The 12521-nt window shown below is 69.1% G+C and carries 13 protein-coding genes; 7 read left to right on the top strand and 6 right to left on the bottom strand.

Features of this window, described 5'->3' with window-relative positions; genetic code table 11:
• Nucleotides 1-10 precede the first annotated feature (10 nt).
• A complete protein-coding gene (locus QMG86_RS17795; protein ID WP_281873413.1) occupies nt 11-544 on the top strand; it encodes a PaaI family thioesterase in 534 nt (177 codons plus the stop codon).
• A 49-nt stretch (nt 545-593) separates the two neighbouring features.
• On the opposite strand, the gene QMG86_RS17790 is transcribed toward QMG86_RS17795, so the two are convergent.
• A complete protein-coding gene (locus QMG86_RS17790; protein WP_281873411.1) occupies nt 594-2624 on the bottom strand; it encodes an NADPH-dependent 2,4-dienoyl-CoA reductase in 2031 nt (676 codons plus the stop codon).
• Nucleotides 2625-2911: 287 nt separating this feature from the next.
• On the opposite strand from QMG86_RS17790, the gene QMG86_RS17785 reads away from it, so the two are divergent.
• The 4 genes from QMG86_RS17785 to QMG86_RS17770 are packed head-to-tail and all read left to right on the top strand — an operon-like array spanning nt 2912 to nt 7067.
• Nucleotides 2912-4222 carry an ABC transporter substrate-binding protein gene (locus QMG86_RS17785; RefSeq protein WP_281873409.1) on the top strand — a complete coding sequence of 437 codons (1311 nt, stop codon included), beginning with the start codon at nt 2912-2914 and terminating at the stop codon, nt 4220-4222.
• Between the two features lie 2 nt (nt 4223-4224).
• Entirely contained in the window at nt 4225-5070 is an 846-nt protein-coding gene (locus tag QMG86_RS17780; protein WP_281873408.1) for a carbohydrate ABC transporter permease, read from the top strand.
• Between the two features lie 25 nt (nt 5071-5095).
• Complete coding sequence (locus QMG86_RS17775; RefSeq protein WP_281873406.1) at nt 5096-5965, top strand: carbohydrate ABC transporter permease; 870 nt, start codon at nt 5096-5098, stop codon at nt 5963-5965.
• A 13-nt stretch (nt 5966-5978) separates the two neighbouring features.
• Complete coding sequence (locus QMG86_RS17770; RefSeq protein ID WP_281873405.1) at nt 5979-7067, top strand: ABC transporter ATP-binding protein; 1089 nt, start codon at nt 5979-5981, stop codon at nt 7065-7067.
• A gap of 30 nt (nt 7068-7097) precedes the next feature.
• Here the strand turns inward: QMG86_RS17770 and QMG86_RS17765 are convergent, their stop codons facing one another.
• The 3 genes from QMG86_RS17765 to QMG86_RS17755 all read right to left on the bottom strand — a co-directional run bounded on the left by QMG86_RS17765 (nt 7098) and on the right by QMG86_RS17755 (nt 9134).
• The gene (locus QMG86_RS17765) at nt 7098-7328 is read right to left on the bottom strand and encodes a hypothetical protein (protein ID WP_281873403.1); all 231 of its coding nucleotides are present in this window, start codon (nt 7326-7328) and stop codon (nt 7098-7100) included.
• Nucleotides 7329-7498: 170 nt separating this feature from the next.
• Nucleotides 7499-8314, bottom strand: a complete 816-nt coding sequence (locus QMG86_RS17760; RefSeq protein ID WP_281873401.1) for an NAD(P)H-binding protein — start codon at nt 8312-8314, stop codon at nt 7499-7501.
• Between the two features lie 94 nt (nt 8315-8408).
• On the bottom strand, nt 8409-9134 hold the full coding sequence (locus tag QMG86_RS17755) for a TetR/AcrR family transcriptional regulator (RefSeq protein ID WP_281873399.1): 726 nt from the start codon (nt 9132-9134) through the stop codon (nt 8409-8411).
• A 125-nt stretch (nt 9135-9259) separates the two neighbouring features.
• Here QMG86_RS17755 and QMG86_RS17750 point away from each other — a divergent pair, with 125 nt between their 5' ends.
• Both QMG86_RS17750 and QMG86_RS17745 read left to right on the top strand, forming a co-directional pair.
• A complete protein-coding gene (locus QMG86_RS17750) occupies nt 9260-9961 on the top strand; it encodes a DUF2306 domain-containing protein (RefSeq protein WP_281873397.1) in 702 nt (233 codons plus the stop codon).
• On the top strand, nt 9958-10878 hold the full coding sequence (locus tag QMG86_RS17745) for a helix-turn-helix domain-containing protein (RefSeq protein ID WP_281873396.1): 921 nt from the start codon (nt 9958-9960) through the stop codon (nt 10876-10878). Before QMG86_RS17750 ends, QMG86_RS17745 begins: the two co-directional genes overlap by 4 nt.
• 111 nt (nt 10879-10989) lie before the next feature.
• Here QMG86_RS17745 and QMG86_RS17740 read toward each other — a convergent pair whose 3' ends face one another.
• Together QMG86_RS17740 and QMG86_RS17735 are read right to left on the bottom strand one after the other, a co-directional pair.
• Nucleotides 10990-11862: an alpha/beta hydrolase gene (locus QMG86_RS17740; protein ID WP_281873394.1), complete on the bottom strand. Its 873-nt coding sequence runs from the start codon at nt 11860-11862 to the stop codon at nt 10990-10992.
• Between the two features lie 67 nt (nt 11863-11929).
• Nucleotides 11930-12352 (bottom strand): nuclear transport factor 2 family protein, encoded by a 423-nt coding sequence (locus QMG86_RS17735; RefSeq protein WP_281873392.1) that lies wholly within the window; start codon nt 12350-12352, stop codon nt 11930-11932.
• Nucleotides 12353-12521: the final 169 nt, after the last annotated feature.

Raw genomic sequence — 12521 nt, 5'->3', positions numbered from 1 at the left:
AGGAAAGCTCATGACACACAACGACGTGTCGGCGATCGCGATGACCGATGGCGTGCGCTCGCTGCACCTGGAGTGGGAAGATCCCGGCATCGCCGTGCTCGGCATGATCCAGCTCTCGCGTGACGAACTCGTCGAGCGCATCCGCACCGGCGCCCTGCCGCTGCCGCCGCTGGCCAAACTGCTCAATATCGAGGTGGTCGACGCCGAGCCGGGGCGGATGACGCTGAGCCTCACCCCCGACGAGCGGCATGTGAACTTCCTCGGCGTGGTCGGCGGCGGTGTTGTCGGCACGGTGCTCGACGTCGCGATGTGGGGCGCGGTGCAGCTGTCGGTGGACGACAAGTCCATGCTCACGACCGTGAGCATGACCTCCAATCTGGTGCGCGGAGTGTCGCACAACCAGGGTGCGTTGCAGGCGGTAGCGGAGGCGGTGCACGTCGGCCGGACCACGGCCACCGCCGAGAGCCGCCTCGTCGATGCCCACGGCAAGGTCTACGCGACCGCCACCGCGACCTTCGTGCGAATGGGCGGCGGGAACGGGTGACTGCCGATGGGCCCGGGGATCGAGTCCCCGGGCCCACCGTTGTCCGGGATCAGAGTTCCGCGGCCAGCTGGGTGCCCTGCTGGATGGCGCGTTTGGCGTCGAGTTCCTTCGCCTCGTCCGCTCCGCCGATGACATGCACGCGCACGCCCAGGGATTCGAGCTGGTCGCCTAGGTCGCGAACCGATTCCTGGCCCGCGCACACCACGACGTTGTCGACTTCGATCACCCGGCGGCCCTGCCGTTGCGGGCCGAAGCTGATGTGCAGGCCGCGATCGTCGATCCGCTCATAGTTGACTCCGCCGATCTGCTCGACACCGCGTGCCTCCAGGGCGGCGCGATGGATCCAGCCGGTCGTCTTCCCCAGAGTCAGTCCGAAGGGCCCCGACTTGCGTTGCAACAGGGTGACTTCCCGGATTCCGGGGGCGGGCCTGCGGGTCCGCAACTGGCCGGGAGCGTGGATGTCGTCGGTGACACCCCACTCGTCGCGCCATTGATCGAGCGGCAGCGTCCCCTGATGACCCGCGGTGAGGAATTCGCCGACGTCGAATCCGATTCCGCCCGCGCCGATGACGGCCACCCGGTCCCCGACGGGCTTCTCCCGCCGGATCAGCTCCGGATACGACAGCACCATCGGGTGATCGATTCCCGGGATGTCGGGCACGCGGGGCCGCACGCCGGTGGCCAGCACCACGTCGTCCCAGTCGCCCGCCGCGAGCTGTGCGGCGGTGACGCGGGCGTTCAAATGGACGGTGACGCCGGTGAGTTCCAGCTTGCGCCGGTAGTACCGGATCGTCTCGTCGAACTCCTCCTTGCCGGGAATGCGGCGGGCGAGGTCGAACTGACCGCCGATCCGATCCTCGGCTTCGAAGAGCTCCACCCGGTGCCCGCGCTCGGCCAGCCCGATCGCGGCCGACAGCCCGGCCGGACCGGCGCCGACGACCGCCACCCGCTTGGCCCGTCTGGTGGGCAGCAGTCGCAGCAGCGTCTCGTGGCACGCGCGGGGGTTCACCAGGCAGGACACCGTCTGCCGGGTGAAGGTGTGGTCCAGGCAGGCTTGGTTGCAGGCGATGCAGGTGTTGATCTCGTCCACGCGGGATCCGGCGGCCTTGTTCACCCACTCCGGATCGGCCAGCAAGGGCCGCGCCAGCGAGATGAGGTCGGCTTCACCGCGCTCCAGGATCTGTTCGGCGACCTCGGGCATGTTGATCCGGTTCGACGCGCACACCGGAATCGAGATGTGCTCTTTGAGCGCCGCGGTGTATCCGACGAACGCGGCCCGCGGCACCGAGGTGACGATCGTCGGCACCCGCGACTCGTGCCAGCCGATATCGGTGTTGATGACGTCCACCCCGGCGCCTTCCAATTCCTTGGCCAGATCGATGATCTCCGCGTAGGTCTGCCCGTCCTCGACGAATTCGGCCAGCGACATCCGGAACATGATGAGCAGGTCGTCCCCGACGGCGGCCCTGGTGCGGGCGGCGACCTCGACCGGGAACCGCCGCCGGTTCGCCGCCGATCCGCCCCAGCGATCGGTGCGGGTGTTGGTGCGCGGCGCGAGGAACTGGTTGATCAGGAACCCTTCGCCGCCCATGATCTCGACACCGTCGTAACCGGCCAGCCGCGCCAGCCGCGCGCAGCGCACGTGATCGGCGATCGTGGTCTCGATCTCCTGCTCGGTGAACGCACGCGGCTCGAACGCGGTGAGCGGCGACGCCACCGCCGAGGGAGCCAGATTGGTGGGGATGTTCGAATCGCGTCCCCCGTGCAGGATCTGCAGGGCGATCTTGCCGCCCGCCTCGTGGACGGCCTGGGTGATCACGCGATGCCGCTCCGCGTCGGTCTCGTCCAGCATGGCGCACGCGAACGGCCACAGCCATCCGTCGCGGCTGGGGGAGTATCCGCCGGTGACGATCAGCCCCACCCCGCCGCGTGCGCGTTCGGCGAAGAACGCGGCCAGCCGGTCGATGTGCCAGGCCCGGTCTTCGAGGCCGGTGTGCATGGAGCCCATCACGACTCGGTTGCGCAGTCGCACCCTCCCCAGTTCGATCGGCGACAGCAAATGAGGAAAGGCGGAACTCATGGGATGAACCTAACGGCAGCTACCCGCCTCCGCAATCGCTGGCGGCCCATGCCATCAGCGGTGCACGGCTGACGCCGGCAGCGCTCCGGGCCAGGGGCGACAAGCCGGCAACTCGCACCTCCCGGGACCGGCCTCGCCGCCGGTTTCGCGAACAGCCCCCGCTCCGGCGATCGGGCCGCGTCGTTCCCAGCACCGGGATGACGAGTATTGACAATCTTCCTCGGCGCACCTAGGTTGACCAGCCTTACCAGAATGTGAAACACATTGTGCGCGAACAGGAGCCATGCATGCTGGTATCCGGTTCGACGCGCAGGTCCTTCTTGCGTGCGGTGGGCTCCGGCGCGGCGGCCCTTTCCGCCGCGGCCTGCACCGGATTCGCCACCAGCGGCAACGGCGGCATGGTCTTCCTGTCCACGCAGTTCCGTCCCGCCGACGAGGCCGAGCGGTTCCGTGGCCTGCTCGCCGCCGCCGCACCCGGCGTCGGCTACGTGACCATCGAGGAGAGCCCGTTCGCGAGCCAGGTGCGCAGCCAGGTCGACGCGGGCGCGACCCGGATCGGCCTGCTCGGCGGCCTGCACGGCGACCTCGCGCCGCTCGCCGACGGCTACTTGCAGGACCTCACCGGCCTGCTCGCCGACCTCGGTTCCCGTGGCTGGCCCGCCGCCTATCTGGACCTGGCCAGGGTGGGCACCGACCGCACGTGGTATATCCCGTGGGCCACCGCGAGTTACGTCCTCGCGGCACACGCGGAGGCGCTCGAGCATCTGCCGCCCGGCGTCGACGCCGCGTCGCTGTCCTATGACCAGCTCCTCGACTGGGCGATCGCCGCGCGCCGCGCCAATGGCAATCGCCCCGTGCTGGGCCTGCCCGCTGGTCCCAAGGGTCTGCTGCACCGGTTCGTGCAGGGCTTCCTGCTGCCCTCGTTCACCGGCGGCCAGATCACCACCTTCCGCTCGAACGAGGCCGTGACGGCGTGGCAGTATCTGCGTGAGCTGTGGGCGAACTGCGTGCCGTCGAGCACGAACTTCGACTTCATGCAGGAGCCGCTCGACAGCGGCGAAGTGCGTCTGGCGTGGGACCACGTCGTGCGCCTGGTCCACGCGCCCGAGCGCGACCCGCGGAACTGGCGGATGCTTCCGGCGCCGCGCGGCTCGCACGGCCTCGGCTACATGGCTGTGCTCGCCGGGCTCGCGCTTCCGAAGGGCGGTCCGGATCCCGAACTGGCGCAGCGCACGATCAGCACGCTCACCCGCCCGGAAACCCAGCTGCGGCTGCTGCGTTCCAACGGGTTCTTCCCCGCGATCGACACGGCGATCCCGGACGACCTGCCGCCGGCCATCCGGCTCGAGGCCGACGCGGTGCGCAGGCAGCAGGAGGCGCCCGGCGCCATCCTCTCTCTGCCGCCGGTGGGGCTCGGCCAGCGAGAAGGGGAGGTGAGCAAGGTCTTCAAAGACAGCTTCCGCTCGATCGTGCTCGACCGGGCCGATATTCGCGCCACGCTGGACCAGCAGGCGCGGGTGCTGCAAGGCATCCTCGACGACCTGAAAGTGCCGTGCTGGGCTCCCGACCCGGCCGCCGACCTCTGCCGGGTGGGATAGCCGTGAGGTCGAGACCGCGCTCCCCGTGGATCCTGCTGCTGCCTTCGATCGTCCTGCTGACGGCGCTGTTCGGCTGGCCGCTCGTACAGGGCGTGCTCGCGGCGTTCCGCGGCGACGACGGATTCACCCTCGCCCACTGGGACCGGCTGTTCGACGATCCGTACCTCTTCACCGCCCTGCGCAACACGCTGCTGCTGATCGTGATCGTCGTACCGGTCCAGCTCGTCCTCGCCGTCGGCATGGCGCTGCTCATGCAGGCCCGGCCGCGGTTCGCCGGCGGCCACTTCTACCTGTGGTGCCTGCCGCTGGCGATCTCCGAACTGGCCGCGGGGCTGGTCTGGCTGGCCATCTTCGACAACCGCGGCTATCTGAACTCCCTGCTGGTCGGCCTCGGGCTCTCCGACGACGGCGTGCAGTGGCTCGGCTATCAAAACCCGGGCACGATGCTGCTCGCCGTGGTGGTCGCCGAGATCTGGCGCGCGACCTCGCTGGTGTTCGTGATCGTGGTGGCGGGCGTGCAGATGATCCCGCGCGACTACGACGAGGCCGCGCAGGTGTTCGGCGCGAATCTCTGGCAGCGGCTGCGGCACGTGACGCTGCCGCTGCTGGGGCCCAGCCTGCAGGTGGCGCTGATCCTGCGGACGATCCTCGCGTTGCAGGCTTTCGCCGTAGCGCAGGCATTGACCGGACGGGACTTCCCGCTGCTGGTCGGCGAGACCTACGAGTGGTACGCGAATCTGCAGAACCCGGCGGTCGCCAGCGCCGTCTCGCTGATCGTGCTGGCGATCTCGCTCGCCACCGCCGTGTTCTACCTGCGGGCGGTCCGGCAGCCGGAGCAGGCCCGATGAGCCATCGCAGGAGGCGAGGAGCGCGATGAACCGAACCGACGCGCCCGCGCAGCGCGTGCTGCCGCCGATCGATCGCGCACCACTGCGCCGGCGCCGCAGGCGCGCCGTGTGGGTGCAGCTCGCCTGCATTGCCGTGAGCCTGTTCATGGCGCTGCCGATCGTTCTCATCGGACTCGCCGCGGTGTCCTCGAGGGAAGCGCTCAACGAGTTCCCGAAGCCGCTCGTGCCGAAGGAGTTCTCCACCGAGACCTTGGTCGCTTTCTTCCGCGCCACGGGGACCGTCGCGGCACTGGGCAACTCGGTGCTGGTCGGCCTCTACACGGTGTTCTGGTCCCTGGTGATCGGCGCGCCCGCGGGATATGCGCTGGCCCGGCACGCTTTTCGCGGCAAGGACACCTATCAGGTCTTCATCCTGTTCGTCCGGGCCTTGCCGATCGTGGTGCTCTCGGTGCCGCTGGCCACGATGTTCCTGCGCATCGACGTGTACGACACGGTTTTCGCCGTGACGCTGGTGCACACCACACTCGCGTTGCCGACCACCGTGCTCATCACCGCGAGCATCTTCGTCGCGGTGCCGCCCGATCTGGAGGAGGCGGCGCGGGTCTTCGGGTGCGGTCGATGGCAGGCCGCGCGCCGGGTCGTGGTGCCGCTCGCGCTGCCGGGGCTGGCCGCGTCGTCGATCTTCACCTTCGTCCTGTCCTGGAACGAGATCCTCGGCGCGACGATCGTGACCCTCGGGCACCGCACTCTGCCCGCGCAGGTGCTGACGGCGCTGGACGAGGCGTCGACCGCCTACCGCTTCGCCGGCGGTTTCGCGTTGATCATCCCGGCGCTGGCGTTCATCTTCGTGATGCGGCGCTACCTGGTGAACATGTGGGGGACGACGCTGCGATGACAGGGGTTGGCTGATGGCTGAGGTGGTGGTCCGGGATCTGGTGAAGACCTATCCCGGCGGCACGGCGCGTGCCACCGACGAGGTGTCGCTGGAGATCGCCGACGGCGAGTTCATGGTGCTGCTCGGGCCGTCGGGCTGCGGCAAGACGACCCTGCTGCGCATGATCGCCGGATTGGAACTACCCGACTCGGGACAGATCGTGATCGGCGGCAAGGACGTCACCTATCTGGAGCCGCGACGGCGCAACCTGTCGATGGTGTTCCAGTCCTACGCGGTGTTCCCCAACAAGAAGGTCGCCGACAACATCGGCTTCGGCCTGCGCGTGCACGGCGTGCCGTCCGACGAGATCCGTCGCAAAGTCGCCTGGGCGGCGGAGTTGTTGCAGCTGACGCCGTACCTGGACCGCTATCCGGCGCGGTTGTCGGGCGGGCAGCGTCAGCGGGTGGCGGTGGCGCGGGCGATCGTGATGGACGCCGACGTGCTGCTCATGGACGAGCCGCTGTCCAACCTGGACGCGCTGCTGCGGCTGTCGTTCCGGGCCGAGCTGAAAAAACTCGTCGCGGAACTCGGCACCACGACCATCTACGTCACCCACGACCAGGTCGAGGCGCTGTCGCTGGGCGACCGGGTAGCCGTGCTGCGTGACGGGGCGATCGTCCAGTGCGGCCCGCCCACCGAGGTCTACGACGACCCGGCGACGGAATTCGTCGGCGGGTTCCTCGGCAGTCCACCGATGAACTTCCTCACCGGCCCGGTTTCCGCTGGAGCGAGCGGGCCGCGCATCGACCTGGGCGGGCAATCGCTCGCCGTGCCGGAGGCACTGTCATCCTTCGCGGGCCGCACGATCCGGCTCGGCATCCGCCCCGAGGCCATCGTGGTGGAGCGGGGACCCGCGGACGCGACCGTGCGGTGCGAACTCGAAGTGCTCGAGCCGCTCGGCTCGTCCACCCTGCTCACCACCCGCGTCAGCGGGCAGACGGTGAAAGTGCAAGCGCCACCCGGATTCCGCGCCGCCGAGGGCGAGGCCGCGAGTCTGTACCTGCCGCCCGCGGCATGCCGCTGGTACGACCCGGAGACCGGATTGCTCTTGCCGGTCGACTGATCGCGGGACTCCCGCGCCGATCGCGGCTGCTCACCGGCTGCGTTCGGCGCGCAATTGCGCGTCATCGATCAGCGCTCGCGCCTGCCGGATGACCGCGAACAACTCGAAGCGGCGGGTGTGATCGGCGACCTGGATCTGCAACTCGTCCTCGAGTCGTTCCACCCGCCATCGGATCCGGTCGATCACGACGAGGTCGGCGGCGCGATCGAGCTGCTGCAATTCTTCGAGAACCTCGTCCAGACGGTCCTGCATACTGCGCATTGCGCACGTTCTTTCTGGTAGGCGACGCTGCCGGTAAGAATCGTCAACAGGGTGGACGAGCATCGTAATGCGGGGTTGCGGGCAGCGAAATGCCGGGTTTCCAGATAGTTACGCCGACCGGCGCGGACAGCGGTGGCGACGTCGTCACCGGCTGTCCGCGGCGCTGGGCGTCAGCGGAAGGCGTCCGCGTGCGCGGTGGCCCACTGCCCGAAGGTGCGCGGCGCGCGGCCGATGATCTCTTCCACCGTCGGGCGGACGATGGATTCGTCGATCGCCCCGTGCACGTAGAAGTCGAAGAAGGCGTCCACGTACTCGACGGGAGTGGTCCGGAGCATGTCGGCGCGGGCCTCCTCGTCGGTGAGGCCCTGGCAGGTCAGGTCGCGGCCGGTGGCCTCGGCCAGGATCGCCACCTGCTCGGCGGGCGTGAGCGGCTCCGGCCCGGTAGGCCAGAGGATTTCGCCGTGCCGGCCGTTGTCACGCAGGACGGCGGCGGCCACCGCGCCGAGGTCCTGCGGATCGAGAGCGGCCGTGCGCACCTCGGGGAACGGTGCGCGAATCACGTCTCCGTCGCGAAGCTGGGGAAGCCAGCGCAGAGCGTTGGAGGCGAAGGCGCACGGGCGCAGAATCGTCCAGGCCACACCGGATTCGGTGGTCTCCTGCTCGGAGGCCATCATGTAGCGGGTGATGGCGTTGGAGGTGTCCCCGGTACCCGCGGAAACGCCGGAGAGCTGCACGATGTGCTCGACGCCCGCCTTCGCGGCCGCCTGGGCGACCCCCGGATAACCCGGCAGCAGGAACACCGCGCGCACCCCGTCGAAACTCAGGCTATCGGGTGAGGTGAGATCGCCCGGCACGGCTGTCACGCCTCGTGGCACGACGGCGTGCGCGGGATCGCGCACCAGCGCGCGCACCGGTTCTCCCGTTGTGGCCAGGGCCTGCACAACTTCCGCGCCGACATTGCCGGTCGCTCCTGTCACGAGGATCATTTCGCCGATCTTTGCAGTACTCGGCCGGTTTGGCCCGGCCATTGCAGCTTCCTGCAGCACACTGTGCAGCCGCTGCCCTTCGGCCGGCGGGAAATCACCCCGTGAGATGTGCGGCGATGCCGTCGAGTAGTTTGCTCAGCCCGAACTCGAAGACGCCTTCCGCGACATCGCCGGTGTCCCGGTGGTCGGGGGGACCTGCGGCGAGCATGGCCAGCATGGCCGGGTAGCGCTCGGGCTGCCCGTACCGGTGGATCATCGCCGGGTCGAGGATCGGGCCGATGTGCCCGGCCGCGTCGCGTCCTCGGGTCGGATCGATCGCCAGACGGGCGGCGCCGCCGACGAAAGCGTTGATGGACAGGGTGATCTCGAAGATGTCGTGCGGGGGAAGCCCGGCCTCGATGAGCGCCGCCATCGCGGCCTCGCCCCACGCGGCCTCGTTCGGGCCCATGCAGCGATTGCTCGTGCCGACCGCCAGCACCCACGGGTGACGGAGGTACAGCTCACGGGTACGGCGCGCCCAGAGTTCCAGCGCCGCGCGCCAGTCGCCGCGCGGCAGGTCGGGCGGTTCGGACATGGTCGCGTCGAGCATCAGGGCGACGAGTTCGTCCTTGCCCGGCACGTGTCTGTACAGCGACATGGTGGCCGCGCCCAGCTCCTTGGCCACCCGCTGCATCGACAGCGCGCCGATGCCGTCCGCGTCCGCGACGGCCATGGCGGCGCCGACGATCCGGTCCAGGCTCAGTGCCGGCCGGGGGCCGCGGCCGGACCGCCGGCCGCCGGCCCACAGCAGCTGCGCCACCGGCGGCAGTTCGTCAGCCATGTTCGCTCCTAGCGATCTAATTGCGTATCGCCTACGCAATGCGTATATGATACGCAGTACTACGTCGTCTCCGATGTCCGGGGTGGTTCACCATGGCAGTTCCTGCCAGACCTTCGAATTCCGTCGTGTCCGAGCCGAATCGACCACGGTGGTGGCAGCGCCCCTGGGTGGGGCCACTGCTGGTGCTCACGTTCGCGTTCGTCGCCTTCTCTCTGCCGCCGTATCTCACGTTGGATCCGGGCCGGTCGCGGGTACCGGACCCGGGGTTCGCCCCGCATTATCCGATGCTGGTCGTGCACGTGATCTGCGGCTCGGTCGCCATCCTGGTCTGCGGTTTCCAAGTGTGGCCGTGGTTCCGCCGCAGGCATCCGGCGGCCCATCGGCGGCTGGGCCGCTGGTATGTCTTCGCCGGCGTGCTGCCCGCCGGGCTCGCCGGATTGGTGGTCGGGGCGACCAGTCCGTTCGGTCCCGTCGCGCGCGTCAGCAACGTCATGCTGGCGGCCTTGTGGCTGATCACCACGCTCATCGGCTGGCGCATGGCGCGACGGCGCCGCTTCGCCGAGCATCGCCGCTGGATGATCCGCAGTTTCGCGCTGACCTTGTCGATCGTGCTCAACCGGCTGCTCGGTGGAGTCCTGCTGCTTGTGCTGAGCCCGCGACTGGAGACGTCCTTCCACGGCGACGAGACACTGCTGACGCAGACCATCGCCGGCATCGGCACCTGGCTGGGATGGACCCTCTCGCTGCTGATCGCCGAAGCGTGGCTCGAACGCGGACGTTCGCCCCGGCGCGCGGAACTCGTCTCCACCGGCGCGCGCCGAGCATGAGCCTGACCGGACTAGGGCTGACCGCCGAACAGGAGCGCGTCTACCGGGAGCTGCTGCGCACCCGGCCCAGCGTCTCCTCGCGCGCGGGCGGGGCGGGCGCAGTCGGGCCCGTGCTCACCGAACTGCGTCTGCTGGGCCTGGTGGACGAGAACCTGTCCGCGGTGCCACCGGCGGCCGCGGTGGATCTTCTGGTGCGGCGGCGGATCACACAGGCGCAGAAACAGTTCGAGGGCATCGCCGCCGCCTGGGACGCGGTGCGTGAACTGAGCGAGGAACAGCGCACCGGCCGGCCCGCGGGCTTGATCGAGCTGCTGTCGAACGGGCCGGAGACCGCGCGGCGCATCAACGCACTGCTGACGGATCGTCCCGGCGAATTCTCGGCGCTGCGGACCGACGTGCTGCACGACGAATCGCGGCTCGCCTCCGTCCGGCACGGCCGCCTACTGATCGCCGGGCTGCGCAGTCGCACCGTATTTCCCGCGCACGCGTTGGACGATCCCCGGCAGGCGGCCCACGCGAGCCGACAGCATGCGCTCGGCGAGCTGCACCGGGTGACGGCGGAACCGGTCTGGCCGCTGACCCTGGTCAACCGGTCGGTCGCCTTCGTGCCGGCCGATCTCTCCGCACCGGAGACGGGTGTGCTCCAGATCCGGCGTACCGGTGTGGTCCGGATACTCGCGGAGGTCTTCGACGGCATCTGGGACCGCGCCCGCGACCTGGACCAACTCCCGGTCTCACCCGACGAGCGGCGGGTCCTGCGGGCGCTGACCCGCTACGACACCGACGAATCGGCGGCGCGTGCGCTCAATGTCTCGGTGCGCAAGTTCCGCGCCCATGTCGCCGACCTGATGGACCGGCTCGGCGCACGAACCCGATTCCAGGCCGCCCTGCTGGCCAAGGAACGCAACTGGCTCTGACCTCAGCCTGTCGGATATCCGACCAGCTTGCCTTCCGCGACCGCCACGAACACCGACTCGAATCGGCGAATGTCCATCATCTTGCCGCGCCCAAGCGAGTGTCCCGCTGGATCACAGCGTCCGGGCGAAGTGGGCGGCGACGGCTTCGACCGCGATGGTGACCTGTGGTTCCTGGTCGTAGAAGTCGAATTGGGTGCCCGGAGTCCAGACGATGTCCTTGGGTCCGGCCAGCCCGGCGTGGAAGCGGCGCGCACCGTCGGGGATCGCGGCCTGCTCGCTGTGCACGAGCACCGTGGGCTGGGAGATCTTCGGCGCCAGTGCGATGGCGTCGTAGGTGAGCCAGTCGACCCAGGACATGACGGCGAACCGGTTGGGCCAGACGGGTATTCCGCCACGGGCGGGGTTGAGGTAGAAGTCGATGTCGTAGGGCATGGCCGCGCGCTCGTCGGTGGCGCTGACCACCGGCACGTAGTCGACCACACCCGTCTCCTCGAATCGTGACCGCGCCAGCTCGCCGAGCGCGATTCTGGCCGCCACCGCCTCGGCTCCGCCGTAGACCTGTGCGCAGATGGCCGCGTCGTGCAGCCAAGGCGCCACCAGTGCGAGCGACTTCACCCGCGCGTCTTCCGCCGCGTCAGCGGACATGTACATCGCCGCCGCGCAGATGCCCAGCGCGCCCAGCCGCGTGGCGTCGACGGCCGGGTGTGCGGCCAGGAAGGTCATCGCGTTGTGGATGTCCCGGATCTTCCGCTCCGGCGATTCGACGTCCCGCGGTTCGCCCGCCGATTCGCCGAAGCCGGTGAAATCGAACGACAGCGCCGCGTAACCGTGTGCCGCCAACCGCTCGGCGTACCGGTCGGCCATCAACTCCTTGACGCTGGTCCAGGTCCCGGCCACCGCGACGCCCGGCGCCGGGTCCTGGCCCGGTGGCAAGTACAGGTTGCCGACGAGTCGCACTCCGGCACTGTCGAATTCGACCTTCATAACCTCGATCTCTCCTCGTAGCGTTTCGAATCGGCTCCCACCGGCACACCGGCCGCTGCGCGAACCCTCACGGCAGCGCTCGGTTGCCGTCGCCCCATAGCGCCGTCATCACCACCGCGGTGATCCGCCAGCCATCGGTGGATCGCACGAGGTCGAAACGGTAGGAACCGCCCAGCGTCCACAGGGACGCGCCATAGGGGGCCGACTTGCGATGGGTCGCTTGGAAGGAGGCGGTGCAGACCGCGCTGTCGCCCTCGATGCTCACCAGGTGGTTGCCGAGCAGGTGCTGGGTCGCCGCGAAACCACCGAGCGCTTGCTGCCACGCGGTCGCGATCCGCGCGGGAGTGAGTACGACCGGCTCGCCTCCGTTGAGGCTGGTGTAGTCCAGCGTCACCGTCTCGGCGAACACCTCCGCGAGCTTGTCCCACTCGCGGAGATCGGCGTACCACGCCATCCGCGTGCACGTTTCGATGACATCCAGGCGATCCATACGGCACAGAATGGCCGTCGCCGCACTGTTCGAGGAAGAGCAGAGGTTGCACACCGCGCTGCAGGAACCTGCATGGTCCGAGCGCAGCCGGTTCCCCTGTCCGGCTGTGGTTGACACGCGCCGCTCCCTCAATTACTTTTGCGATCAAAGCAAACTATCTTTGTTTACA

The organism is Nocardia sputorum (assembly GCF_027924405.1).
Classification (GTDB): Bacteria; Actinomycetota; Actinomycetes; order Mycobacteriales; family Mycobacteriaceae; genus Nocardia; species Nocardia sputorum.
The sequence above is the reverse complement of the archived record's forward strand: the minus strand, read 5'-3'. Positions and strand labels throughout refer to the sequence as shown.

What these genes read in the sequence shown, in the direction of transcription:
- QMG86_RS17795 (WP_281873413.1), top strand. Translation starts at nt 11, where the DNA reads ATGACACACAACGACGTGTCGGCGATCGCGATGACCGATGGCGTGCGC.
- QMG86_RS17790 (WP_281873411.1), bottom strand. Translation starts at nt 2,624, where the DNA reads ATGAGTTCCGCCTTTCCTCATTTGCTGTCGCCGATCGAACTGGGGAGG.
- QMG86_RS17785 (WP_281873409.1), top strand. Translation starts at nt 2,912, where the DNA reads ATGCTGGTATCCGGTTCGACGCGCAGGTCCTTCTTGCGTGCGGTGGGC.
- QMG86_RS17775 (WP_281873406.1), top strand. Translation starts at nt 5,096, where the DNA reads ATGAACCGAACCGACGCGCCCGCGCAGCGCGTGCTGCCGCCGATCGAT.
- QMG86_RS17770 (WP_281873405.1), top strand. Translation starts at nt 5,979, where the DNA reads ATGGCTGAGGTGGTGGTCCGGGATCTGGTGAAGACCTATCCCGGCGGC.
- QMG86_RS17765 (WP_281873403.1), bottom strand. Translation starts at nt 7,328, where the DNA reads ATGCGCAGTATGCAGGACCGTCTGGACGAGGTTCTCGAAGAATTGCAG.
- QMG86_RS17760 (WP_281873401.1), bottom strand. Translation starts at nt 8,314, where the DNA reads ATGATCCTCGTGACAGGAGCGACCGGCAATGTCGGCGCGGAAGTTGTG.
- QMG86_RS17755 (WP_281873399.1), bottom strand. Translation starts at nt 9,134, where the DNA reads ATGGCTGACGAACTGCCGCCGGTGGCGCAGCTGCTGTGGGCCGGCGGC.
- QMG86_RS17745 (WP_281873396.1), top strand. Translation starts at nt 9,958, where the DNA reads ATGAGCCTGACCGGACTAGGGCTGACCGCCGAACAGGAGCGCGTCTAC.
- QMG86_RS17740 (WP_281873394.1), bottom strand. Translation starts at nt 11,862, where the DNA reads ATGAAGGTCGAATTCGACAGTGCCGGAGTGCGACTCGTCGGCAACCTG.
- QMG86_RS17735 (WP_281873392.1), bottom strand. Translation starts at nt 12,352, where the DNA reads ATGGATCGCCTGGATGTCATCGAAACGTGCACGCGGATGGCGTGGTAC.